The following is a 23709-nucleotide window of genomic DNA, read 5'->3' as shown; positions in this document are numbered from 1 at the left end:
GGTGGCGGCACTCCCCGAAGGAGATCGTCATGCGGAGGACCGCAATCCTCGCGGTCGTCGTCGCGCTGGGCGCCGGGCTGCTCGCGGGCTGCGCCAAGGACAGCGAAGAGCCGGGCGGCAGCGCCTACGACAGCGGTGGCGGCAAGGGGAGGACCACCATCACCGTGGGCGTCTTCGGCGCCTTCGGGCTCAAGGAGGCGGGGCTGTACGAGGAGTACATGAAGCTCCACCCGGACATCAGGATCAAGCAGACCTCGATCCAGCGGAACGAGAACTACTACCCGCAGTTGCTCACGCACCTCAGCACCGGCAGCGGTCTCGCCGACATCCAGGCCGTCGAGGTCAACAACATCGCGGAGGTCACCGCCACCCAGGCGGACCGGCTCGTCGACCTGGGCAGGACCGACGGCGTCAGCAAGGATTCGTTCCTCGACTGGAAGTGGGCGCAGGCCACCACCAAGGACGGGAAGACGGTCGGTCTCGGCACCGACATCGGCCCCCAGGGCATCTGCTACCGCAAGGACCTCTTCGAGAAGGCCGGGCTGCCGACCGACCGCGAGGAGGTCGGCCGGCTGTGGGCCGGGGACTGGAACAAGTACCTGGAGACGGGCAGGAAGTACAAGGCCCGGGCACCCGAGGGGACGTCCTTCGTCGACTCCGCCTCCGGTGTGCTGGCGGCCGTCACCGGCAGCAACGAGAAACGCTTCTACGACGAGAACGGCGAGATCGTCTACAAGACCAGCCCGGCCGTGAAGCAGGCCTGGAGCCTCGCCGCCGAGTTCGCCACGGAGAAACTGACCGGCAGGCTCCAGCAGTTCACGCCGTCCTGGGACCAGGCCATGTCCAACGGCGCCTTCGCCACCGTCTCCTGCCCCGCCTGGATGCTCGGCTACATCCAGGACAAGGCGGGCGCCGCCGGGAAGGGCAGATGGGACGTGGCCGCCGCGCCACGGCCCAGCAACTGGGGCGGCTCGTTCCTGGTCGTACCGAGGTCGGGCGACAACACCGCCGAGGCGGCGAAGCTCGCCGCCTGGCTGACCGCTCCCGAGCAGCAGGCGAAGCTGTTCACCGAACGCGGCAGCTTCCCCAGCGCCGAGGCCGCCTACTCGCTGCCCGCCGTCGCCGACGCCGCTCACCCCTACTTCGGGGGCGCGCCCATCGGGAAGATCTTCTCCAGGGCGGCACAGGACGTCCCGGTGCAGATCGTGGGGCCCAAGGACCTGATCATCGCGCAGAACCTGGCCGACATCGGCATGCTCCAGGTGGACCAGAAGGGCCGCAGCCCGGAAGAGGGCTGGGACGCGGCGGTCAAGGCGATCGACAACGCTCTGGACGAGTGACGTGGCGCAACCCGTACCCGGCAGGCCGGCCGCGCACCTCGAACATCCTGGGAAGCCGGGGTCAGCCGTTGACGGCGCGGCCCCCGACGGCACGGACGCCGCCGATCAGCGTCGGCGTGCGCGGCGCTCACGCCGCTACCGGCGCGACATCACATGGAGCCCGTACGCCTTCGTCGCGCCGTTCTTCGTCTTCTTCCTCGCCTTCGGCCTCTTCCCGCTGCTCTACACCGGCTGGGCCTCACTGCACCGGGTGGAGCTCACCGCGCCCACCGACATGGAGTGGGTCGGGCTGCGCAACTTCTCGCGCCTCCTCGAGGACGAGTTCTTCTGGAACGCGCTCAGGAACACCGTCACCATCGGACTGATGTCGACCGTGCCGCAGTTGCTCATGGCGCTCGGCATCGCGCATCTGCTCAACTACCGGCTGCGCGGCTCGATGTTCTTCAGGGTCGCCGCCCTCACCCCGTACGCGACGTCCGTCGCCGCCGCGACGCTCGTCTTCGTGCTGCTCTTCGGCCGCGACTACGGGATGGTCAACTGGGCGCTCGGGCTGGTCGGCATCGGTGACATCGACTGGCAGAACGGGCAGTGGACCTCGCAACTGGCGGTCTCGACGATCGTGATCTGGCGCTGGACGGGATACAACGCGCTGATCTACCTCGCCGCGATGCAGGCCGTCCCGAAGGACCTGTACGAGTCGGCCGCGCTCGACGGGGCCTCGCCGTGGCAGCAGTTCATCCATGTCACGGTGCCGTCCTTGCGCCACACGATCCTGTTCACCTGCGTGGTCTCCACGATCGGCGCGACCCAGCTGTTCGGCGAGCCGTTGCTGTTCAGCGGCGGGGCGGGCGCGACGGGCGGCGCGGACCACCAGTTCCAGACGCTGGGTCTCTATCTGTACGAGCAGGGGTGGGTGAACCTGCACCTGGGCCGGGCCTCCGCGATCGCCTGGGCGATGTTCCTGATCCTGCTGGTCGTCGGCGCGGTGAACTGGCTGGTCGCGCGCCGCCTGGGCAAGAGCGCGTAGAGCGGAGCGGAGACGACGATGACAGGGCGCAAAGGGCGGGCGGGGCGGCAGCTGCACGGCGGGAGATTCGCCTACGCCGCGCTGATCGTGTTCACCGCCGGCTCCCTCTTCCCACTGGTGTGGACGGCGGTCGCCGCTTCCCGCACCAACACCCGGCTCGCACAGACTCCGCCGCCGTTCTGGTTCGGCAGCCGGCTCTTCCGCAATCTGGAGATCGCCTGGACCGACGCGAACATGGGCACCGCCCTGCTCAACACGACGATCGTCGCCGGGTCGGTCGCCACGGGCACGGTGGTCTTCGCCACGTTCGCCGGATTCGCCTTCGCCAAGCTGCGGTTCAGGATGAAGAACGCGCTGCTGCTGCTCGTCATCGGCACGATGATGGTGCCGCCGCAGCTCAGCGTCGTACCGCTGTACATGCTGATCGCCGAACTGTCCTGGACCGACCAGCTCCGGTCCGTCATCCTGCCCACGCTGGTCAGCGCCTTCGGGGTGTTCTTCATGCGCCAGTACCTGATGGAGGCACTGCCCACCGAGCTGATCGAGGCCGCCAGGGTCGACGGCGCGAGCAGCCTCCGTGTGGTGTGGCACATCGTCTTCCCGGCGGCGCGGCCGGCGATGGCCGTCCTCGGGATGCTGACGTTCGTGATGGCCTGGAACGACTTCTTCTGGCCGATCCTCGCGCTGACGCAGAGCGGCAACCCGACGGTGCAGGTGGCTCTGGCGGGCCTCGGCCAGGGCTACATCCCCGACCAGTCGGTGATCATGGCGGGGGCGCTGCTGGGGACGCTGCCGTTGCTGATCGCGTTCGTCGTCTTCGGCAGGCAGATCGTGGGGGGCATCATGCAGGGCGCCGTCAAGGGCTGACGGCGCCGTGGCCGCGGGCGGGTGGGCCGCTGCGCGGGCTTGCTCCCCTCCCCGCCCCTTCCCGGAACCGGCTCCGCCCGGACCCGTACCGCGCTCCGCGCGGTGTCCTCGAACGCCGGACGGGCTGGAGATGCCGCTCAGCGGCATCTCCAGCCCTGCCCCGCGCCGCCGGCCTCGCCCGGGGCGGCGGCTCCCGGCCGCGCCGCGGGCGGCGGCAATCCAGCCGCTGGGCGCACCGCCCGCGGCCGCCAGACCGTAGGGGAGTTCGAGGCCAAGGGGCCTGCTGGGCCCAGCCGCCGAGCGGAGCGCGGTGACGGCAGCGGGCGATGCCCGGTCGGGTGGAAGGGCGTGGCGGGGCCCCGGGCGGGTGGGGCCGGCCCGGGGCGTCGCCGTGGGGGGACGGGTTGGCTACTTGTACGCGGAGAAGGCCTTCGTGAACGCCAGCGGCTCCTGCAGGATCGAGCTGCACGTAGCGTCCGCCGCCGGCTTCTCCCCGCCCGCGCACTGCTTGTCGCGGGTCGAGGACCACATCGACAGCCAGCCCAGGTTCTTCGACTCGGCGAACTTCACCAGTTGCGCGGCGTCGTCGACCTTGAAGATCTCCGTCACCACGTCGTTCACGCCGATCATCGGAGTGACCGCGACGGCCTGCCACGCGGCCGCGTCCGAGAGCCCGAGCACGCCCTTGATCTGCGCCTGGGTGGCGGTGGCCGCCTGGATCGCGTACTCGCCCATGTCACCGCTGTACGCCGGGCCGTAGTCCATCGCCATGATGTTGACCGCGTCGACGCGGACGCCGTTCTTCCCGGCGTCGGCGACCAGGTCCACGCCGGGCTGGGTGAGGCCCTCCGGCATGACGGGCAGGGTGAAGGAGACGTTCAGGCCGGGGTGCGACTTCTGGAGCTGCGCGATGGCCTGCGAGCGCCGTGAGTTGGCGGCGGTGTCGGGCAGCGCCGCGCCCTCGATGTCGAAGTCGACCTTGGTGAGCTTGTAGGTGTCGATGACCTTGCCGTAGGCCTTCGCCAGGTCGTCGGCGGAGGAGCAGTTCAGCGCCAGTTCGTGGCCGGCCGCGCCGCCGAAGGAGACCCGGACGTCGCCGCCCTTGGCCCGCAGGTCGCCGATCTGGGCCGCGACCTTGTCGTTCGCGAGGTCGGTGACACCGCCCCACAGCGGGGCGCAGCTGCCGCCGGAGGTGATGAAGGCGAGGTTGAACTCCTTGACGCCCGTCTTCGCCGCCGTGTCGAGCATGTCGTAGGCCGGGTACAGCGAGGTGTCGATGTACGGCGCATAGCGGGCTGCGTCGCCCGGCTTCGGGGCCCCGGTCGGCGTGGGCGTCGGGGTGGCCGTGGCGGTGGGGGTGGGCGTCGGCTTCTGGGTCGGGGTGGCGGTCGGCGTGGGCGTGGGCGTGGGCTGCTCCGTGGGCCGGCCGCTCGGCTGCGGCGTGGCCCCGCCGTCCACCGAGCACTTGATCTCGTCGATGAGACAGGCCGTCGGGTCGGCGGCCTTTCCGCTCGCGGAGGTGACGAAGCCGACGGTGACGGAAGCACCCGGTGCGAGGCTCTTGTTCCAGCTCGCGGGCTTCACCGTGACCTGCTGCCCGTCCACGGTGTGCTCGCCGTTCCACAGGGAGCTGATCCTGGTCCCGGCGGGCAGCTCGAACTCGAGGGTCCAGTCCGTCCTGGCCTCGCCGGTCTCGTTGGTGATGACGTACTGGCCGGTGTAACCGCCGTCCCAGGTACTGGTCCTGGTGTAGGCGGCGCCGACCGCCGCGGCCTGGGCGGTGCCGGTGAGGACGACCGCCGTGCCGCCGATCACAGCGGTCACGACGACCGCGCCGACCGCCTTGGTCCTGACGTTCGCCCTGCGCCGGTGCGTACTGCTGCCCATCGGGTGCCTGCCTCTGCGTACGAAGTCGGGGGGTGGTGCGCTGCACGCTAGCGGCCCCGAATCGGACAAATGGGCGATCAGTGACGGCGGTCGGTCTTCTTAGGGCGCGCTTAAGGGAGGCATCGGAAGCGATTAATGCTGTGCCGCGAGGAAGCGGCCGTGCACTATCGCAAGGCGGTCCTGCGACGGCGCTGGACCCGCCCCCGGTGCCGGCTGCGGCGCTGGCCGCGGGCGGATTCGCGGGGGTCGAGACCGATCCAGATCCGGACCTCTGTGCCGCCGAGGACGGACCTGCCGATCCGTACGTCGCCGCCCGTGGACTCCGCGACCCTGCGCACGATGTCCAGTCCCAGACCCGTCGAGCCGTCCCTGGCCCCGCTGTTGCCCCGGGCCATGGCGGCCGCCGGGTCGGTGATGCCCGGACCGGCGTCGGAGACCAGCACGATGACCGCGTCGTCGCTGTTGTGCACGTCGACGGAGAAGGCCGTGCCCTCGGGCGTGTGGCGGAAGACGTTGCCGAGCAGCGCGTCGAGTGCGGCAGCGAGTTCGGGGCGGGCGACCGGGATGCGTACGGGCCGGTCCACTCCGGCGAGCCGGACCTTGCGGCTCTCGTCCTCCGCGAGCGCCGACCAGAATCCCATCCGTTCGCGGACCACCTCCGAGACGTCGCAGCCCGCTCCGGGGCCGGCCGCCGCCGTCTGCGGCTTGGCCTCGCGGGCGGTGCGGATGATGGTGTCGACCTCGCGTTCCAGCTGCGCGACGGCCGCCCGGGTCTGCTCCGCGGCGGTGCTCTCACCCAGCGACGCGGCGTTCAGCCGGAGCACGGTCAGCGGGGTCCGCAGCCGGTGCGAGAGATCGGCGGCCAGCTCGCGCTCGTTGGCCAGGAGCTGGACGACCTGGTCGGCCATGGAGTTGAACGCGACGGCAGCGGAGCGCAGTTCGGGCGGTCCCTCCTCCGGGACCCTGGCCCCGAGCCGCCCCTCCCCCAGGTCGTGCGCGGCGCCCGCGAGCCGCTGCGCCGGCTGCACCATCCGTACGCCGAGCCGGTCGGCGACCGCGACGGAGCCGACGATCAACGCGATGCCGACGCCGGCGAGGACGAGCCAGGCGGTGTCCACACCGTTGGAGACCTCGCCCTCGGGCACGAAGATCTCGACGACGGCGATCTGACCGGTGCCGATCGCCGTCGGTTGCAGCAGCGCGGAGCCGCCGGTCACCTCGGTGATCGAGGCACGGCCGATCCGTTCGACGGTCGCCAGGTCCTTCTTCGCCGCCCGGCGCTTGCCTATCTCCAGCGGCAGACTGCCCGGTTCGCCGGACGCGGGGATGTGCACGGCCATCCGGCCGACCGCACCGGCCGGGGTCGACTCCACGGCCCGCTCCAGCGGGCGGCGTTCCACGGTGACCGTCAAGGTGGGGCCGATCGTCGCCGCCTGACGCTCGGCGTTGGAGAAGGCGCGGTCACGGGCCATCTCCTTGATGACGATGCCGAGGGGCAGTGCGAAGGCCAGCACCACCATCACGGTGACGGCCAGGGAGACCTTGACGAGCGCCCATCTCATGGCCGGGGTCCGTTCGGTGGCTCGAGCTTCACTCCGACCCCGCGCAGCGTGTGCAGATAGCGCGGCCGGGCCGCCGTCTCGCCCAGTTTGCGGCGCAGCCAGCTCAGATGGACGTCGATGGTCTGGTCGTCGCCGTAGCTCTGCTGCCAGACCTCGGCCAGCAACTCCTTGCGGGGGACGACGACCCCGGGCCGGCCGGCGAGGAAGGCCAGCAGGTCGAACTCCCTGCGGGTGAGGTCGAGGCGGTCGCCGTCCAGTTCGGCCTGGCGGCGCAGCGGGTCGATGGACAGTCCGCCGACCTGGATCACCCGCGAGGGCGGCGCCTCGCCCGCCGCCCGCGAACGGCGCAGTACGGCCGCCATCCTGGCCGACAGGTGCTCCACGGAGAACGGCTTGGTCAGATAGTCGTCGGCACCGTCGTTGAGCAGCCGTACGATCTCGGCCTCGTCGTCCCGCGCGGTCGCGATGATCACGGGAACGTCGGTGATGCCGCGGAGCATCTTCAGCGCCTCCGCGCCGTCCAGATCGGGCAGTCCGAGGTCGAGAATGACGACGTCGAACCGGAAATGGGCCACCTCGCGCAGCGCCTCGAGGGCCGTGCCGACGCTCCGTACCGTGTGGGAGGCCTCGGTCAAGTGCCTGATGAGGGCGGAGCGCACGAACTGGTCGTCCTCGACCACGAGCACACTTGCCATGGGCGGCACCGTACGCCATCCGGAGTACGCCGGTCCCGTCCGGGACAAGCCGGGGAGGGGTGGTGCACTATGGCCCGGATGCATCGAGGACTCGTACATGCCATGGCGTGGTCGCTGTCCACCGGCGCGGCGGTGACGCTGTCGTGGTGGGGCGTCCACACCGTCATGGCCGGAACCGCGTACGACCGGCCCCGCGCTCTGCCCATCACCGCGCAGAACCCGACGGCGCAGGCCGCGAAGCCGCAGGCGTCGTCGACGGCGCGCCCGCCGAGCCCGTCCCCCTCGCCGAGCAAGCGCACGCCGACGACGCCTCCTCCCGCCTCGCCCACGAAGAAGGACCCCCCGCCGAACTCTCCTTCACCGCCACCCCCTTCGGCTGCCGGAAATGTGAAGGGTTACAACGTCAAGGGCGGCCGGGTCGTCTTCGACATCGGCGACAGCGCGGCCGAGCTCGTCTCTGCGACCCCGGCGGCGGGCTGGCAGATGCAGGTGTGGACGCAGCCGACGTGGATCCGCGTCACGTTCACGCAGGACGGTCACGAGGTGTCGGTGTTCTGCACCTGGAACGGCCATCCTCCGATGGTGCAGTTCGACGAGCGCTGAGAGTCCCCGTCACCTCGGGAAGTCAGCGGAACACGGCGGGCGGCGGCACCGGCGACGGCTTGGCGCTCGCGTCCGTCACAGGCGCCGCCCCGCCGGTGAAGTCGGCCAGTGCGCGCCCGTGTTCGACCCGCCCGGCGAACGGGTCGCTCGCCACGCGGCGGGTGAACTCGGCGACCGGCAGTTCCCTGTCCGACGCGAGCAGCACCGCGTTGCCGAAGCGACGCCCGCGCAGCACCGTCGGGTCCGCGGCGAGCGCGAGCTCGGGGAAGACGGCCGAGGCGGTGGCGATCTGGGCCCGCAGATGCGCGAGCGGCGGCCCGTCCGCGATGTTGGCGACGTAGGCTCCGCCGGGCCTCGTCACCCTGCGCACCTCTGCGAGGAACTCCGTGCTCGTCAGATGCGCTGGGGTGCGCGCCCCGCTGAACACGTCCGCGATGACCACGTCCGCCCAGCCGTCGGGCACCTTCGCCAGACCTGCCCGCGCGTCGGTCGACCTGACCCGTATCCGCGCGCCGGGATCCAAAGGGAGGTGCGCGCGTACGAGTTGGACGAGGGCCGCGTCCAGTTCGACGATCTGCTGGGTGGAGCGGGGGCGCGTGGCGGCGACGTACCGGGCGAGGGTGAACGCCCCGCCGCCGAGGTGCACGACCTGAAGGGGACGCCCGGGAGGTGCGGCGAGGTCCACGGCGTGGCCCAGCCGGCGCTGGTACTCGAAGGACAGATACGCCGGGTCGTCGAGATCCACGTGCGACTGCGGCGCACCGTCGATGAGCAGCGTCCAGCCGCGCGGGCGTTCCCGGTCGGGTATCAGCTCCGCGAGTCCGCCGTCCACGGCAGCGACGACCGACTCCGGTCCACCGCCCTCACGCCGCTTGCTTTTCGCCACGCGTCCATTATCGCCCGGCCGCGGACCCCCCGCGTCCGGGCCTTCGCCGCCGGGAGCCGGGTGGGCCTCAGCGGCAGTTGTCCGCCGCCTCGATCAGACGGGCCGCCTCCCCCAGGGCCTCGCGCAGGACCACCGGGTCCGTGACCGTGTCCGCGTCGTCGCCGGGCGGCAGCAGCCAGCCGGACCCGGTGACCTGTGATTCCGCGGGGCTGCGCAGGCCCCGGCCGGAGGTCTGCGTGCATGCGCTGCCCGGCATGTCCCAGGCGTCGGCCGTACCCGGCGGAACGAGGAAGCCGAGGGTGTCGCAGGCCCCGTCGTGGAGCACCGGCCCGACCGCGGGTGCGGCGGCGCGGCGAAGGATGTCCACCGCCTCGAGGCCCTGCCGGGCGGGAACGGTCACCAGGTCGCACGGCGCTGCCGGTCCGCCGGGCACGGCCACGTCGCAAAGGGGTGGTGCACTGCCGTCCGGGGTGGGTCTGTGTCCGGCCGTGGTCGAGGGCGTCGCGCTGGTCTCCATGCCGACCTCCAACAAGGGGATCCCCTCCTCGCTCGAGTGGAGACACGCAACGCGTCTCCGTACGGTTCAACGCCCGTACGCGTCAAGGGCTACGGCGGCACGCCGCCGCAAAGGATGGCAGTTCATGGCAGAACACCGGCGAGATGTCCCTTTTGTTGTCAAACCCTGTGTGAATGCCTTGTCACACCAGGTACGTTCTTGCCCCGCCGGAACACGGCCGCACCAAGAGAGGCCTCGGCCATGGCGTCATCGTCAAAGGCATCACGGGCGGTTCCTGCCCCTGTACCCAACCTGGCTTTCCGCAGGCTGCGCGGACACCGCTCGCCGGGCGAGTTCGCGACGGCCGTACGACGGGCGGCCCGCGAGATCGGCGAGCAGGTCTCCTGCGACGCGCGCTACATCGGCCGGGTCGAGTCCGGGGAGATCCGCTGCCCGAACTACGCGTACGAGCGGGTGTTCCTGCACATGTTCCCCGGCCTGGCGCTGACGGACCTGGGCTTCACCGCCCGGGAACAGGTGCGCGGGCGCGGCGCGGGAAACCGGGCCGCGCCCGCGTCACCGCCGCCGGACCGGGCCGCGGACCCGGCCCTTCCGCACCACCACCCCTGCTGCCGGCTTCCCCTCGGCAGCAGCGCAAGCGACAGCGACGAGGAGAGCGACGTGCTGCGTCGCGCATTCATGACGAGCGGCTCCGCCACGGTGGCGGCCGCGTCCCTGGGACTCGGCCCCGGATCCTTGCCCGATCCGCGGAGGGTCGGCGAAGCAGAGGTCAGCGCCGTCGAGGAGGCCGTACGCCGCATCCGGCTGCTCGACGACCGGCACGGCGCCGACGGTCTGTACCGCCGTGCCGCGCAGCCGCTGCGGGCCGCGTACGCACTGCTCGACGCCGGCACGCCGGCCCGCCGGTCGACGGCCCAGCGGCTGCACACCGGCGCCGGCGAACTCGCCATCTCGGTGGGCTGGCTCGCCCACGACTCCGGCCGTCTCGAGGACGCGCGCTCGCACTACGCGGAGGCCCTGGCGACCGCGCGCGTGGCGGGCGACCCGGCGCTCGAGGCGCACGCCTTCTGCAACACGTCGTTCCTCGCCAGGGACGCGGGCCGGCACCGGGAGGCCGTACGCACCGCACAGGCCGGCCAGCAGGCAGCCCGGCTCGTCACCTCCCCCGGCTGATGGCGCTGCTCGCGCTGCGGGAGGCGGGCGGCTGGGCGGGTCTCGGCGACCGGGCCGGCTGCGAGCAGTCGCTGGCCAGGGCACACGCGCACTTCGGGCGCGGCGCCTCGGACGCCGACCCCGAGTGGATGTCCTTCTTCGCCGAGCCCGAACTGGAGGCGCTCCAGGCCCAGTGCTGGTCGGCCCTCGGCGAATGGGCGCGCGCGGCCCGCCACGCCCGTCGCGCGGCGACCCTCCAGGACCGCCGCTTCACCCGCAACCTCGCGCTGTACCGCGCCGAACTGGCCGCGGACCTGGCCCGGGCGGGCGAGCCGGAGGAGGCGGCCGCGGCGGGCGAGCAGGTGCTCGAGCTGCTGGGCGAGGTCCGGTCGTCCCGCATCCACGCGATGCTGGCGGACACGGCGGAGGTCCTCCTGCCGCACCGCCGCACGCCGTCGGTCTCCACCTTCCTCCACCACCGCGAGACGGCGACGCGCCACGCCTGACGCCACCCCGCACACGGCCGCTGCGCGGGCCGTTCCCCTACCGGCCCCTTCCCGAAACCGGGCTCCGCCCGGAGCCGGCACCGCGCGAAGCGCGGTACGGGGCCCGGGGCTTGTCCCGCCACGCGGCGGAGCCGCACATCGCTACAGCGAAAGGGGCGGGTAGGGGAACAGGCCCACGCAGCGGCCCCCGCCGTCACCCCTCCTGGTGCCCCGTGTCGTTCCACCGCTCGATCGCCGGCTCCCCGTACGCCCACCCCAGCACCGACAGGCTCGTCGGGTCCAGCCGGATGCGCGCCCCGAAGGAGATGTGCTCGCCCAGCCACCGCGCCCCGATGGAGCGCAGGATGTGGCCGTGGGCGAAGACCAGCACGTCGCGGTCGGCGGAGCGGGCCCATTCGACGACCTCGTCCGCGCGGGCGGACACGTCCGCGAGGGTCTCGCCGTCGGGCGCGCCGTCGCTCCACAGGAGCCAGCCGGGCTGGAGGTCCTGGATCTCGGCCGGCGTCAGGCCCTCGTACGCGCCGTAGTCCCACTCCATCAGCGGGTCCCAGGTCTGCGCCCGCTCCCCGAAGCCCGCCAGCGCGCACGTCTCGCTCGCTCTGATCAGCGGGCTGGTGCGGATCTCGACCTCTTCCAGTCCCGACCACGGCGCCCGGTGGAGCCGCTCGCCCAGCAGCTTGGCGCCGCGCCGGCCCTCCTCGAGCAGGGGGATGTCCGTCCTGCCGGTGTGCCTTCCGAGCAGCGACCATTCGGTCTGGCCGTGCCGGGCGAGCAGGATCCGCGGTGCCATGGGGAGCTCTCCTGAAGTTCACGATCGAATGTCGCTCCATCATCCCGCACCTGAACTTCAGGCAACCTCCGCGACGATCTCGGCGTCCCCCTCCCCGGACGAGTGATCCCGACCGGAGACGGAGACCGACCGGATGCCGCAGACCGCGCCTCGCCACCGGCCTCGCTGGTGGACCGAGCTGCTGCTGATCGCCGTCGTCTACGCCGCGTACTCGGCAGGCCGCCTCCTCGCCCGCGGCGATGTCTCCACGGCAGTCGACAACGGACTTGCGATACTCCGGGCCGAGAAGGCACTCCTGCTCAACGCCGAGCATCCGCTGAACCGTCTCTTCACGGAGATGCCCGCGCTCGGCATACCCGCCGATTTCGCGTACGCCTCGCTCCACTACCTGGCCACCCCCGCCGTCCTCGTGTGGCTCTTCCGCCGCCGCCCGCTCCACTACCGCGCGGCCCGCACCTGGCTGATGCTCTCGACGCTCCTCGGGCTGGCCGGTTTCACGCTGATGCCGACCTGCCCTCCACGGCTGCTGGACGCCGGCCACGGGTTCGTGGACACGATGGCGCAGTACAGCTCGTACGGCTGGTGGGGCGCGGAGGCGAGCGCGCCGCGGGGGCTCGGGGGCATGACCAACCAGTACGCGGCGATGCCGAGCCTGCACGTCGGCTGGGCGCTGTGGGTCGGTGTGATGCTGTGGCGGCACGGCCGTTCTCCGCTCGTGCGGACACTGGCCGTCGCCTATCCGCTGCTCACCACGGTCGTGGTGATGGGCACGGCCAACCACTACTTCCTCGACGCGGTCGCCGGCGCCGCCGTCATGTGCGCGGGGGCGCTGCTGACCAGGCCCGCCATGCGTCTGGCCGACCGCACGCGCGACCGGTTCACCGGCGCATCGCGCCCCGGCGCGGCGGTCACCGTCTCCCCCGTTGTCGGTGGCGGATGCGAGACTTCCGCGGGTGAGCGAATCCCTGGGCAGCGGACCCCCTCCGCAGGCGCCGACGACAGCACTCCGGCAACGGCTCGCTGAGCTGCGGGGACCTGCCGCGCAGCCCCACCCGCTGGACGCCCGCGCCCTCGCGGCACTCGCCGCCAACCCGGGGTGCCGGCGCCGGGCGCTGCTGGACGGCGCCGGGGTGGACAAGGCGGCGCTCGCCTCCGCGCTGGGTGCTCCGGGGACGTTCGGGCAGTCGCAGTTCGCCTTCATGCGCGGGAACGCCTTCGAGGCGAAGGTGAAGGCCGACGGCGGCAAGGAGCTGCTGCGCCTGCTGGGCCTCGACGACCCGGCGGGTGCGCTGGTGCCGGATCTGTCGGCGGCCGGCCCCGAGGGGCGTGCCGCGCGTACGGCGCTGGCGCTGCGCGAGGCGACGGCCGCAGGGACGTGGACGCTGCTCGACCACCCGCTGCTCGCGCTGGACGTGGCGGGCTCGCCCGCGTATCTGGAGCCGGACGCGGTGGTCGTGCATCCCGACGGCCGGTGGACGGTCGTGGAGATCAAGTCGTTCCCGATGGTCGACGCCTCGGCGGACGCGTCGAAGGTGGGGGCGGCCGCCCGCCAGGCGGCGGTGTACGTCCTGGCGCTGGAGAGGGTGGCCGCCGTCACGGACGGCGCGCGGGTCGCCCACAGCATCCTGCTGGTCTGCCCCAAGGACTTCTCCAACCTGCCGACCGCGTCCGCCGTGGACGTGCGCAAGCAGCTGTCGGTGACCCGCCGTCAGCTGGCCAGGCTCATCCGTGTCGAGGACATCGCGGCCGGACTGCCCGAGGGCGTCACGTTCGACCTCGAGGGCTGTTCGGCGGACGAGCTGACGGCGGCGGTCGAGTCCGTCCCGCACGCGTACGCGCCCGAGTGCCTCGCCGCCTGCGAGTTGGCCTTCCACTGCCGTGACCGGGCCAGGCAGGCCGGCGCGGTGGAGACGCTGGGCCGGTCGGTCCGCGGCGAACTGGGTGGGCTGACGACGATCGGCGAGGTGCTGGCGGCGGCCCGCGGCGAGGCCGGGGACCCGGCCGACCCGGCGGTGGCGGCGCTCCGGCGGGCGGCCGCGCTGCGGGCCGAGGCGTTGGCCGAGGCGGACCTGGCGCAGCAGGGCGCGGCAACGGGGCAGGAGGCCGGCGCATGTCACTGATCGCCACCCTCGCCCGGCTTGAGGCGGTCGAGCGGGGCCGGGCCCAGCCGCTGGCGACGGTCCGCCACCGGCGGGTGTCCGAGCGCCCGTTGGTGTTCGTGCCGCTGACGACCGCCGGTGAGGCCGGGGCACCGCTCGGCGCGCTGGTGGGGACGGACCCCGAGGAGCCGCGGTTGCTGGTCGTGGCCCAGCCGCGCGACCGCGACCTGCGTTCGGCTTTCCTCGCGGAGCTGGCGGACGTGGTCCTGCCGTATCTGGACGGCTTCGGCGACGAGGTGGAGCACGTCGAGCGCAAGGAGACCGACGCGGAGACCGGCAAGAGGGTCACCGTCGAGGTCGAACTGTGCGCGGACGCACCGCAGTTGATCGTGCCGAGCCGTGCGGGCGTGGAGTTCGTGCGGCTGCTGGGGCGCTCCATGCGGTTCCGTCGTACGGCCGACCAGGACCCGGACACGCCCTACCCGGCGCCGCCCCGTGTGCCGTTGCTGGGCCGCTGGCTCACCCACTACGGGGAGCGGGCCCGGGTCCCGGGCTCCTCCCTGCTGCTCGCCGCGACGGATCTGCTGAACCGTCACTGGGCGACCGGCCAGTCCTCGCTGGAGGACCAGCACCTGGGCGCCCTGCTCGCCTGGATCGAGACGGACGACGGGCCGGCCGGGGGGTCCGGCGCCGAGGCCGCGCTGCGGGCCGAGCTGGGCCGCGACCGGGAGGGCATGCTGCTCTGCCCGCCGGCGGGGCCGGCGACCGACCCGGTCTTCGACAACCGGCGGCTGGCGCCCGCGATGGAGCGCTACGACCGGGCCCGGCAGCTGCTGGCGACGGCCGAGGACGGCGGGAGCGCCGACGAACGGCTGGGCGAGCTGCACCGTGCGGAGCAGGAGATCCGGCGCCTGGTCGCGGACCAGATGCGGCCCACCTGGTCCGCCGTGTGGCGCACGGTCGAGCTGATGCGCGCGCTGCCGGAGGGCTCCCGCGTCGAGGACCGCTGGACACGTGACCGCTGGTCGTTCACCGCCCACCGGGACCGGGTCCGGGCCGGTGAGCCGCCCCAGCCGCGGCGCGACGACGCGGTGACCGCCGCGCAGAAGCTGGCCGCGCGGGAGACGGCGCAGGCGCAGCTGGAGGCCCAGGAGGCACTGGACGATCCGCTGGTGCTGGCGGGCCGCCGGCTGGCGGGGGAGGCGTTCCTGTCGGAGGTGATCGACGTGGAGATGGCCTGGTCCGAGTCGAAGCGGCCGAGCCCCCGCCCGCTGGTGACCGTCCGCACGGACGACCGTCCCCACCTCGGCGAGCGTGTGAAGGTGTTCCGCTCGCTGGACGGAAGGCCCCAGACGGCCGAGTTCGTGCGGTCCGAGGGCGAGGGCACGCTGGTGCTGCGCGTCATGGACCGGATGGGCCGAGCCAAGGACCCCGCGGAGGGGTCGGTGCCGGCCAAGGGTGACCGTATCGCCTGGACCTTGTTCGAGCACGACCAGCGGGGCGGGCCGAAGCTGCCGGATCCGGAGGAGACGCCGTGGACGCACGGCGGGCCGCCGCGCACCGACACGGCCGAGATCCCGGACCTCGTCACCCCGGAGGACCTCCTGTGACACCCCCTCCCGCCGCGCCGTTCCCTTCGGCCACGGCGCCGGATTCCGCGGCACCGGTTCCCACGGCGCCGTTCGATCCCGCCGCGGAGGCCGCGCGTGCCACCGCCGGCATCCTCGCCGACACCCTGCACGGCTCCGCCAGGGGCGTCGTCGTCGACTCCCCGCCCGGTGCCGGCAAGTCCACCCTGGTGGTGCGGGCGGCACTCGAGCTGGCGGCCGCGGGCCGGCCCTTGATGGTCGTCGCGCAGACCAACGCGCAGGTGGACGACCTGGTGCTGCGGCTCGCGGAGAAGGAGCCGGGGCTCCCCGTCGGCCGCCTCCATTCGAACGACTCCGACCCGTACGACAAGGCCCTCGACGAGCTGGACAACGTCCGCACGTCGGCGAAGGCCGGCGACCTGGCCGGGCTGGACGTCGTCATCTCCACGGCGGCCAAGTGGGCGCATGTGCAGGGCGTCGAGCCCTGGGGGCACGCCATCGTCGACGAGGCGTACCAGATGCGCTCCGACGCGCTGCTCGCCGTCGCCGGGCTCTTCGACCGTGCGCTCTTCGTCGGCGACCCGGGCCAGCTGGACCCGTTCTCCGTCGTCGGTGCCGAGCAGTGGGCAGGGCTCTCCTACGATCCGTCCGCGAGCGCCGTCTCGACGCTCCTCGCGCACAACCCGGAGCTGCCGCAGCACCGGCTGCCGGTCTCCTGGCGGCTGCCGGCCTCCGCGGCGCCGCTGGTGTCCGACGCGTTCTACCCGTACACACCGTTCCGCAGCGGCACCGACGACGGGGACCGGCGGCTCTCCTTCGGTGTGCCGTCCGAGGGGTCCGGCCCCGACCGGGTCCTCGACGAGGCGGCCGCCTCCGGCTGGGGGCTGCTGGAGCTTCCCGCGCGTCACACGCCGCGCACCGATCCGGAAGCCGTCCGGGCCGTGGCGCTGGTGGTCCGCCGGCTGCTGGACCGCGGCGGCGCCACGGTCTCCGAGCGGTCCGAGGAGCCGGTGCCGCTCACCGCGGACCGGATCGCCGTCGGCACGGCCCACCGCGACCAGGCCGCTGCGGTACGTGCCGCGCTGGCGGACCTGGGTGTCACCGGCGTCACGGTCGACACCGCGAACCGCCTCCAAGGCCGTGAGTACGACGTGACCGTCGTCCTCCACCCCCTGTCCGGCCGGCCCGACGCGACGGCCTTCCACCTGGAGACCGGCCGGCTGTGCGTCCTCGCCTCCCGGCATCGGCACGCCTGCATCGTGGTGTGCCGCGCCGGTGTGGGGGAGCTGCTCGACGAGCACCCGTCCACGGAGCCGGTCCAGCTGGGCGTGACCGTGAAGTTCCCGGACGGCTGGGAGGCGAATCACGCGGTGTTCGCGCATCTGGCCGAACACCGGGTGCATTGGCGTCCCTGATCGGCCTGAGGCGGTCTTGCGCGGCGCGGGACAATGGATGGCGGTCCGGGGCGCGGGCCGCGACGAGGAGGAGTACGGACATGGCGGAACCGGAGCGGACGACCGAGCGCAGGATGCGGCCGGGCCCGCTGCTCTTCGAGCCGTCGGAGGCTGCCGCCGACCCTGAGCACTTCTTCGACCTGGAATCCATGGAGGACCCTCGCGAATTGCTGGCCCGTGCGACGGAGCTGGCGCTCGCCTTCCGGGCGGCGACGGACCGGGCGGTGGAGTTCCAGGCCGTCGCGGCGGCCCAGCTGGCGGATCCCCGCCGCTTCGACCGGCTGACGCCCGCGGACATCGCGGAGCGCGCGGGCTGGACCGAGGACTATGCCCGCAAGATGATCGACTTCGGCGACGAGCTCCTGCGCGGCGCTGTCACGTAGCCCACTGGGCAGGGCCTTGGCGCGAAGCCGCCGCTACGGGGAGTGGGGGCGAGGCGCCCGTCAACATCACCTCGCATATGCCGACGGCGCAAGATACTCCCCTCCGCACCGTCCTGTCCTTGTTTCTGCCAACCCGATGAAATTGCAGTGTCACGCCCGGTAAGCATGAAGCATGACCGCATGGCTTCGAGACCCATCCCTGCTGACGCACGTGGCTGTCGACGAGGAGGACCGTGCCGCGGCCCGCGTGACGCCGCCCGGTGCCGGCTGGCTCGCCTCGGCGGAGACGTATCCGCGGTCAGCGCTGGCCCAGTGGGAGGCGCGGCCGACCGCTCCGGCCGTACTGCCCTGCGGCACGGTGTTCGACGTGGTGACCGTGCCCTCGATCTTCGGACGGCGGATGCTGGACCGGCTGTGGGCCGAGGGCCCCGGGTCCGGGCCCGTCGCTGTGCACCGGGGCCGGATGATGTTGTTCGCCGCGCCCGGCACGGCCCAGCGGCTGCCGTCGCTGCTCGACTGGGAGGAGTGGGGCGACTCCGTCCCGCCGCTGTTGTGCCACGGCACCGGCGATGCCGTCACCGTCCCGCCGCTGATCCCCGCGAAGACCGCCTCCGAGCCGCGCTGGGTGGTCGCCCCGGACACCCGCCGGCCCTGGCTCCCGGGCCCGGAGGTTCTGCTGTGGGCGTGCGTCCGGGCGGTCCGCGCGAAGGTCTCCGCGGGGGTGCGGGTATCGATTTTTCCTCCCGCCGATCAGGATGCTAAGGTCTACGACGTCAGCAGGCGCCGCTAGCTCAGTTGGTTAGAGCAGCTGACTCTTAATCAGCGGGTCCGGGGTTCGAGTCCCTGGCGGCGCACAGACGGAAAAGGGTCCCTCGCGAGAGCGGGGGACCTTTTTCGTGTCCCGAACAGGCCGGCGCTAGGCAGTGGTGATCTTCACCGTCCACGCCCCTGTCTGGGTCCTTTCCGCGACCTCCACCCGTGCCCGTCCGCCCGGCGGCCCCGGCATGGTGAAGGTCTCACCGACCCCCAGGGGCGCGTCCGCGAGCGGCGGATAGACCGACTCCTCCCAGCACGCCTCCGTGTCCGGATGGGTGTCGACGACCTCGACGGGCCCGGCGCCGGACGCCGTCTCGGCCCGCACCCGGTAGAGGAGGACACCCTCCGTGCAGGTGTAGGTGTCGTTGCCGGTGGCGCCGCGGGCCTCGATCGCGAGCGCGCTGTCGGGTCCGGTGCGGACGACCGCCAGCCGCGTGCCGATACTCCCGCCGCCCACGGGTGCGGCCGCCACGGGTTCGAGGGTCACCATGCCGCCGCCGCGCTCCGCGGAGACGCACCGCACCTCCTGCCGGCTCAGCCAGCCGAGCTTCCACTTGTGCCAGCCGAACAGGTCGGGGGCGAGTCCGAACTGGCTGCCCATGACGTCCCAGTCCCCGACGTGGGTGTCCCAGTCGCCGTTGCCGTCGACGGGCCGGTGGTAGAGGTCAGGCAGGTCGAAGACATGGCCGGTCTCGTGGGCGAGCACGTTGCGGTCCGGCGGGTGGCGTTCGAAGACGGTGACCACGCGCCGGATGTCGGTACCGTCGGCGCTCAGCGGCCGGTCGAAGTTGACGACCTTGGTCGCGTCGGAGTCGACGCCGGGCGCGTCGGGGTCGGCGACCAGGTAGACGATGTCGTACTCGGAGAAGTCGACCTCACGGTCGGCCACGCCGATCGCGTCCCGCAGATAGGCGGCGCGCTTCTCGGGTTCCCAGTCGCGCTGTATCCCGTAGGCGACGGAGGGCCTGGGCATCGGCAGCCACTCGGTCAGCGGATCGGCGCGCAGCGAGAACTTCCCGTACGAGGCGCGCCGGAAGAAGTCGCTGGTGGCGGGGAAGTGGTCGGCGGCGAGCTCGTGGGGGGCGTTCATCGGCTCGGAGTCCGGGAACGACAGGAAGATCATCACCGCGTCGAGGCCGGTGGCCGGCCTGGTGTACGCGGCGTTCCAGGTGTCGAGGCCCAGCGAGTGGTGGGCCGCGGTCCGGGGCAGTGCGCAGGGGCCGCCCACGGTGTCGGCGACGGCCGGGCCGGCCACGAGGGAGGTGGCCGCGAACGCCATGAGGGAAGTGAGCGCGGCAGCGGCACTCCGCAGCCGCACCCTTTCCACTCTCCCGGGTGTTCCCTCGGGCGACTGCTGACCCTCCACGTGGACCTCCGGCTGCGGAATGCAGGTTGCGTCACCCACTTTGTGATGTTTTCCGATGGTTCGCCCTGTTCCGGTGCCCCACTCGGGTGACCGACCTGACACCGGGTCGATGCCGCTCCGAGATGCGGCGACACTCCGATGGCTCACGGAAAGTCACATTCGGTCAGGGGTCGCCAGAGCCCGGTCCGGACCCGCGCAGAAACGATCGGCCGTTCCCTCTGGAGGCCCTGTCGCATGATGGTCACGCTGGAAGGGCTGCGTCCGCTGCCTCTATGATCGGCACACTTTCCCCGAGTTCTTGCTGGATTTCTTCGCCGACTGCCTTGGCGGGCCGTCCCCCGACCACATTTGTACGACCCTGTACGACACAACTGCACTGCGGGAGTGAGCGGTGAGCGGAACCTCCGAAGGACAAGGGCCCGCGGGCGTCGCAGTCCCCGGAAGCATCCGACCCTCGGTCACGGAGCGTCACAACTTCGGCCGGACGTCGTCCGAACTGCGTGACTACCGGGCCGCCTTCAACGCGGCACAACTGGCCATGGCCGTCGTCGACCACCAGGGCCTGGTGATCAGCGCCAACGAGGCGCTCGCAGCGCTGCTGGGCACCCGGCCCGTGGACCTGCGCGACCTGTACGCGGCCGACCTCATCGACCTCGCCTCCGACGCCCGCACCTGGCACGCGTACCGCGAGGTGCTGCGCGGCCGCCGCTCGCGGTTCCGCTGCACCCGCCGCCTCAAGCACCCGGACGGGCGGGCGCTGTGGGCAGAGGTGACCGTCACGCCCGTCCCCGACAACGGCACCGTGCTGCTGTCCGTCGCGGACATCAGCGACCGGCGCGAACTGCGGGCCAGACTGCGGCACCTCCAGATGCACGACCCGGTGACGCGGCTGCCCAACCGGGCGCTGTTCTTCGAGCGGCTGACCGCCGCGCTGGAGTCCTCCCCCTACGACCAGGGATCCAGCGGCCGGATCGGCCTGTGCTACCTCGACCTCGACGGCTTCAAGGCCGTCAACGACACCCTCGGGCACCGCGTCGGCGACCGGCTGCTCGCCGCCGTCGCCACCCGGCTGGCCGAGTGCGCGGACGCGGGCGGCTCCGCGCGCGGCGGCGGCCATCTGGTCGCCCGGCTCGGCGGCGACGAGTTCGCGATCCTCGTCGAGGACTCCACCGGCACGGAGCAGGTCGCCGACCTCGCCAGGTCCGTACTGGCCGCGCTCCAGGAACCGTTCGACCTGGCGGGCCAGCGGCTGTCGGTGTCCGCGTCGATCGGTGTGGTGGAGCGGGCGGTGTCGGGGACGAGCGCGACAGGCCTGATGCAGGCCGCGGACACGACGCTGTACTGGGCGAAGGAGGACGGCAAGTCCCGCTGGACGCTCTTCGACCCGGAACGCAACGCGCACCGGATGACCCGGCAGGCGCTCTCGTCGATGCTGCGTCCGGCCGTGGAACGCGGGGAGTTCACCCTCGAGTACCAGCCGCTGGTGGGCATGGCCGACGGGGTGACCCGGGGTGTGGAGGCGCTGGTGCGCTGGAACCACCCGCAGTTCGGCACGCTCACGCCGAATCGGTTCGTCGCGATCGCCGAGGAGGACGGCTCGATCGTGCAGCTGGGGCAGTGGGTGCTGCGCACGGCGTGCCGGCAGGCCAGGCAGTGGCAGCTCGACCACCCGGACGTCCCGCCGCTGTTCGTCAGCGTCAACGTCGCCGTCCGGCAGGTCTGGGACTCCGACCTGGTCGCCGACGTCGCCGAGATCCTCGCGGAGACGGGCCTGCCCGCGCATCTGCTGCAGTTGGAGCTCACCGAGTCCGCGGTGATGGGCTCGGCGGGCCGACCGCTCCAGGCGCTCCAGGCGCTGAGCGACATGGGCGTGCACATCGCCATCGACGACTTCGGTACCGGCTACTCCAACCTCGCGTATCTGAGTCGGCTGCCCGTTTCCGTACTGAAGCTCGACGGAACGTTTGTCCGCGGCTTCCAGGACGAGGCACACGCCAACCCGGCCGACGAGACGATCGTCCAGGCCTTGGTGGAACTGGCCCACCGGCTGGGCCTGACCGTCACCGCGGAGTGTGTGGAGACCTCGGGCCAGGCCTCCCGGCTGCGCCGGATCGGCTGCGACACGGGCCAGGGCTGGCTCTACTCACGCGCGGTCGGCCCGGACCGCATCGCGGAGATGCTGGGCGCGGGACCCTGCCATCAGCCCGCGACGGCGCCCGGCTGAGGAGAAGCCGCCCCGCCGCCCGCGGTGGCCGGGCGCCATGGTCCACGGACGGGGATCCCCCACGGCCGCCGGGGCCGTGGGGGATCAGATGTGTGGTGGGGCGGCGGCCCGGGTCAGCAGGCGCCGAGGTCGTGCCAGACTCCCCACTCGCCCGTGGTGCCGGGCTCCTCGCCCTGCGTCCACCACTTGGCCTTCCAGAGACGGCCCTTGTGCGAGGCCTCGCTGCCGTTGTTGTAGACGGCGGTGGCGGTCCAGGCCGCGGCGGTGCAACCGGGCTGCGGGTCCGTCGGCGTCGGGGTGGGGGTCGGCTCCGTCGGGGTCGGGGTCGGCTCCGTCGGCGTCGGGGTCGGCTCCGTCGGCGTCGGGGTCGGCTCAGGGTCCGTCGGGGACGAGCCGACCGCGGTCACGATCTGGTGGAACAGGGTCGCCTGGGTGTCCAGGCCGAGCAGCGAGTACATCATCGCTCCCGCCAGTCCACGCTGGTGCGCGTAGTCCGCCCGCGCCTGGACGGCCCGCTGGTCCAGGCCGGTGAAGAACTCGCCGTCCTTGTAGAAGTACGCGGCCTTCGCCTCGTCGTCCCAGAAGGTGGTCGCCGGGTTGTCGACGATGCCGCCGAGTTCCTTGTAGTGCGCGATGCCCGCCTGCCGGCTGACGGGGCGGGCGGCCGACGCACCGGTGGCACTGCCGCCGAGGCCGTTGCGGGTGCCCGCGGGGACGCCCTTCCAGCCGCGGTAGTAGAACTCGTACCCGAGGGTGAGCTTGCCGGCCGGGAATCCGCCGGCGATGCCGTAGGCGCTGTTGCCGTCGATCCACGCGTCGATGGCGTTGTCGATCGAGTACTTCTGCGTGCCAGGCTTGACGGGGTCGGTCGGGTCGGACGCCGGGGAGTACAGCGGCGACTGGTGGTACGCGGGGCCGTCGCCGTCCCAGGCGCCGTGCATGTCGTACGTCATGATGTTCGCGTAGTCGAGGTACGCGCCGATCTTGTCGGTCTCGATGTGCCTGATCTTGTCCTGGCCGGCCGGCAGGGCGGCAGTGAGCAGGTACTTCTTGCCGCCGTGGGCGGCTCCGTACGCGTCGAGCTGCTTGCGGAACTCGGCCAGCAGCAGCGTGAAGTTCTGCTTGTCCTCGGGGCCGTAGTGGTTGCCGAGGTGACCGTCGGGCGAGCCCGGGTACTCCCAGTCGATGTCGATGCCGTCGAAGATGCCGGCAGCGGTGCCCGGGCCGCCGTAGCCGCCCTCGACGGGCAGGTCTCCGGCGATGTACTGCTTGACGCACGAGGCGACGAACTTCTTGCGGCTCGCGTCCGTCCTGGCCGCGTCGTGGAAGTACTTGGAGTAGGTCCAGCCGCCCAGCGAAATGTTGATCTTCAAGTGCGGGTGCTTGGCCTTCAGCTCCTTGAACTGGTTGAAGACACCCACGATCGGCTGGTTCCAGGTGTCGGCCACGCCGTCCACGCTGTCGGCCGCCGAGAAGGAGCGCTGGTAGTCGGCGTACGAATCGCCCGCGCCGTCACCGGCGTTGGGGTCGGCGTCGTCGCCGGCGGCCTTGTTGGCCTCGAAGCAGGTCAGTTCGGTGGGGTGGATGTTGCCGAACGAGTAGTTGACGACGTCGAGCTTCTCCGCGATGCCCCGGGTGTCGAGGTGCTTGGGGTAGAAGGCGTTGCCGTACACGCTCCACTGGTCGTAGTAGGCGATCTTGACGCCACCGGTCGAAGCGGCCGCCGGGGCCGTGTCGGCGGCCTGCGCGGAACCGGGGCCGACGACGGCCGCCAGCGCTCCGGCGGCGAGCGCCGCGCTGGTGAGCGCTGCGAGCAAGGGTCTACGGACGTGCACGTGCGGCCTCCGAGGGGGGTGCGTGGTACAGGAGTTGGAGCAGTGATAGCCGCCGCCCGGAGCCCCCGTCAATGGTCTGCACCAAATGAGGACTAGACCAATTTGAGCCAG

The 23709-nt window shown here is 72.2% G+C and carries 19 protein-coding genes, 1 tRNA gene and 1 pseudogene; 13 read left to right on the top strand and 8 right to left on the bottom strand.

What is annotated here, in order from left to right:
- The first annotated feature begins 29 nt into the window (after positions 1-29).
- The 3 genes from GLX30_RS22580 to GLX30_RS22570 are packed head-to-tail and all read left to right on the top strand — an operon-like array spanning position 30 to position 3234.
- Positions 30-1340: an ABC transporter substrate-binding protein gene (locus tag GLX30_RS22580; RefSeq protein ID WP_159691780.1), complete on the top strand. Its 1311-nt coding sequence runs from the start codon at positions 30-32 to the stop codon at positions 1338-1340.
- 1 nt (position 1341) lies between these two features.
- Positions 1342-2367, top strand: a complete 1026-nt coding sequence (locus tag GLX30_RS22575) for a sugar ABC transporter permease (RefSeq protein WP_159691778.1) — start codon at positions 1342-1344, stop codon at positions 2365-2367.
- Between the two features lie 18 nt (positions 2368-2385).
- On the top strand, positions 2386-3234 hold the full coding sequence (locus tag GLX30_RS22570; protein ID WP_159691776.1) for a carbohydrate ABC transporter permease: 849 nt from the start codon (positions 2386-2388) through the stop codon (positions 3232-3234).
- Between the two features lie 408 nt (positions 3235-3642).
- Here GLX30_RS22570 and GLX30_RS22565 read toward each other — a convergent pair whose 3' ends face one another.
- The 3 genes from GLX30_RS22565 to GLX30_RS22555 form a co-directional block, all read right to left on the bottom strand.
- Positions 3643-5121 (bottom strand): cellulose binding domain-containing protein, encoded by a 1479-nt coding sequence (locus tag GLX30_RS22565; protein WP_159691774.1) that lies wholly within the window; start codon positions 5119-5121, stop codon positions 3643-3645.
- A gap of 164 nt (positions 5122-5285) precedes the next feature.
- Entirely contained in the window at positions 5286-6683 is a 1398-nt protein-coding gene (locus GLX30_RS22560) for a HAMP domain-containing sensor histidine kinase (protein ID WP_159691772.1), read from the bottom strand.
- On the bottom strand, positions 6680-7378 hold the full coding sequence (locus GLX30_RS22555; protein WP_159691770.1) for a response regulator transcription factor: 699 nt from the start codon (positions 7376-7378) through the stop codon (positions 6680-6682). Before GLX30_RS22555 ends, GLX30_RS22560 begins: the two co-directional genes overlap by 4 nt.
- A 69-nt stretch (positions 7379-7447) precedes the next feature.
- On the opposite strand from GLX30_RS22555, the gene GLX30_RS22550 reads away from it, so the two are divergent.
- On the top strand, positions 7448-7981 hold the full coding sequence (locus GLX30_RS22550; RefSeq protein ID WP_159691768.1) for a hypothetical protein: 534 nt from the start codon (positions 7448-7450) through the stop codon (positions 7979-7981).
- A gap of 22 nt (positions 7982-8003) precedes the next feature.
- Here GLX30_RS22550 and GLX30_RS22545 read toward each other — a convergent pair whose 3' ends face one another.
- Together GLX30_RS22545 and GLX30_RS22540 are read right to left on the bottom strand one after the other, a co-directional pair.
- Positions 8004-8867, bottom strand: coding sequence for a fused MFS/spermidine synthase (locus GLX30_RS22545; protein WP_159691766.1), 864 nt, complete (start codon positions 8865-8867; stop codon positions 8004-8006).
- A 67-nt stretch (positions 8868-8934) separates the two neighbouring features.
- On the bottom strand, positions 8935-9384 hold the full coding sequence (locus GLX30_RS22540; RefSeq protein ID WP_208545461.1) for a hypothetical protein: 450 nt from the start codon (positions 9382-9384) through the stop codon (positions 8935-8937).
- A 240-nt stretch (positions 9385-9624) separates the two neighbouring features.
- On the opposite strand from GLX30_RS22540, the pseudogene GLX30_RS22535 reads away from it, so the two are divergent.
- Positions 9625-11042 (top strand): annotated as a pseudogene (locus tag GLX30_RS22535) (tetratricopeptide repeat protein).
- A 193-nt stretch (positions 11043-11235) separates the two neighbouring features.
- Here the strand turns inward: GLX30_RS22535 and GLX30_RS22530 are convergent.
- The gene (locus GLX30_RS22530) at positions 11236-11832 is read right to left on the bottom strand and encodes a histidine phosphatase family protein (protein WP_159691764.1); all 597 of its coding nucleotides are present in this window, start codon (positions 11830-11832) and stop codon (positions 11236-11238) included.
- Between the two features lie 133 nt (positions 11833-11965).
- Here GLX30_RS22530 and GLX30_RS22525 point away from each other — a divergent pair, with 133 nt between their 5' ends.
- The 7 genes from GLX30_RS22525 to GLX30_RS22495 all read left to right on the top strand — a co-directional run bounded on the left by GLX30_RS22525 (position 11966) and on the right by GLX30_RS22495 (position 18211).
- Positions 11966-12856, top strand: coding sequence for a phosphatase PAP2 family protein (locus tag GLX30_RS22525; RefSeq protein WP_159691762.1), 891 nt, complete (start codon positions 11966-11968; stop codon positions 12854-12856).
- Positions 12786-13952 carry a hypothetical protein gene (locus tag GLX30_RS22520; RefSeq protein WP_159691760.1) on the top strand — a complete coding sequence of 389 codons (1167 nt, stop codon included), beginning with the start codon at positions 12786-12788 and terminating at the stop codon, positions 13950-13952. The genes GLX30_RS22525 and GLX30_RS22520 overlap by 71 nt, the downstream gene beginning before the upstream one ends.
- The gene (locus GLX30_RS22515; RefSeq protein WP_159691758.1) at positions 13943-15541 is read left to right on the top strand and encodes a hypothetical protein; all 1599 of its coding nucleotides are present in this window, start codon (positions 13943-13945) and stop codon (positions 15539-15541) included. Before GLX30_RS22520 ends, GLX30_RS22515 begins: the two co-directional genes overlap by 10 nt.
- A gap of 110 nt (positions 15542-15651) precedes the next feature.
- A complete protein-coding gene (locus GLX30_RS22510) occupies positions 15652-16935 on the top strand; it encodes an AAA domain-containing protein (protein ID WP_159695181.1) in 1284 nt (427 codons plus the stop codon).
- Positions 16936-17015: 80 nt separating this feature from the next.
- Positions 17016-17357 carry a hypothetical protein gene (locus GLX30_RS22505; protein ID WP_159691756.1) on the top strand — a complete coding sequence of 114 codons (342 nt, stop codon included), beginning with the start codon at positions 17016-17018 and terminating at the stop codon, positions 17355-17357.
- A gap of 172 nt (positions 17358-17529) precedes the next feature.
- A complete protein-coding gene (locus GLX30_RS22500; RefSeq protein WP_159691754.1) occupies positions 17530-18147 on the top strand; it encodes a bifunctional DNA primase/polymerase in 618 nt (205 codons plus the stop codon).
- Positions 18138-18211: transfer RNA gene (locus GLX30_RS22495), tRNA-Lys, on the top strand. Before GLX30_RS22500 ends, GLX30_RS22495 begins: the two co-directional genes overlap by 10 nt.
- A gap of 62 nt (positions 18212-18273) precedes the next feature.
- On the opposite strand, the gene GLX30_RS22490 is transcribed toward GLX30_RS22495, so the two are convergent.
- Entirely contained in the window at positions 18274-19452 is a 1179-nt protein-coding gene (locus GLX30_RS22490) for a M6 family metalloprotease domain-containing protein (protein ID WP_347879807.1), read from the bottom strand.
- Between the two features lie 478 nt (positions 19453-19930).
- Between GLX30_RS22490 and GLX30_RS22485 the strand changes: the two genes are divergently transcribed.
- Positions 19931-21763 carry an EAL domain-containing protein gene (locus GLX30_RS22485; RefSeq protein ID WP_159691752.1) on the top strand — a complete coding sequence of 611 codons (1833 nt, stop codon included), beginning with the start codon at positions 19931-19933 and terminating at the stop codon, positions 21761-21763.
- Positions 21764-21876: 113 nt separating this feature from the next.
- On the opposite strand, the gene GLX30_RS22480 is transcribed toward GLX30_RS22485, so the two are convergent.
- The gene (locus GLX30_RS22480) at positions 21877-23598 is read right to left on the bottom strand and encodes a glycosyl hydrolase family 18 protein (protein ID WP_159691750.1); all 1722 of its coding nucleotides are present in this window, start codon (positions 23596-23598) and stop codon (positions 21877-21879) included.
- Between the last annotated feature and the right edge of the window lie 111 nt (positions 23599-23709).

It is taken from the genome of Streptomyces sp. Tu 2975, from assembly GCF_009832925.1.
GTDB lineage: Bacteria > Actinomycetota > Actinomycetes > Streptomycetales > Streptomycetaceae > Streptomyces.
Note: the sequence above shows the minus strand (reverse complement) of the source record. Positions and strands in the feature narration are given on the sequence as shown.

Coding starts and splice junctions, on each gene's coding strand:
- GLX30_RS22500 (WP_159691754.1), top strand. CDS start 17,530: ATGACCGCATGGCTTCGAGACCCATCCCTGCTGACGCACGTGGCTGTC.
- GLX30_RS22565 (WP_159691774.1), bottom strand. CDS start 5,121: ATGGGCAGCAGTACGCACCGGCGCAGGGCGAACGTCAGGACCAAGGCG.
- GLX30_RS22570 (WP_159691776.1), top strand. CDS start 2,386: ATGACAGGGCGCAAAGGGCGGGCGGGGCGGCAGCTGCACGGCGGGAGA.
- GLX30_RS22505 (WP_159691756.1), top strand. CDS start 17,016: ATGGCGGAACCGGAGCGGACGACCGAGCGCAGGATGCGGCCGGGCCCG.
- GLX30_RS22525 (WP_159691762.1), top strand. CDS start 11,966: ATGCCGCAGACCGCGCCTCGCCACCGGCCTCGCTGGTGGACCGAGCTG.
- GLX30_RS22490 (WP_347879807.1), bottom strand. CDS start 19,452: ATGGCGTTCGCGGCCACCTCCCTCGTGGCCGGCCCGGCCGTCGCCGAC.
- GLX30_RS22555 (WP_159691770.1), bottom strand. CDS start 7,378: ATGGCAAGTGTGCTCGTGGTCGAGGACGACCAGTTCGTGCGCTCCGCC.
- GLX30_RS22530 (WP_159691764.1), bottom strand. CDS start 11,832: ATGGCACCGCGGATCCTGCTCGCCCGGCACGGCCAGACCGAATGGTCG.
- GLX30_RS22580 (WP_159691780.1), top strand. CDS start 30: ATGCGGAGGACCGCAATCCTCGCGGTCGTCGTCGCGCTGGGCGCCGGG.
- GLX30_RS22515 (WP_159691758.1), top strand. CDS start 13,943: ATGTCACTGATCGCCACCCTCGCCCGGCTTGAGGCGGTCGAGCGGGGC.
- GLX30_RS22550 (WP_159691768.1), top strand. CDS start 7,448: ATGGCCCGGATGCATCGAGGACTCGTACATGCCATGGCGTGGTCGCTG.
- GLX30_RS22560 (WP_159691772.1), bottom strand. CDS start 6,683: ATGAGATGGGCGCTCGTCAAGGTCTCCCTGGCCGTCACCGTGATGGTG.
- GLX30_RS22540 (WP_208545461.1), bottom strand. CDS start 9,384: ATGGAGACCAGCGCGACGCCCTCGACCACGGCCGGACACAGACCCACC.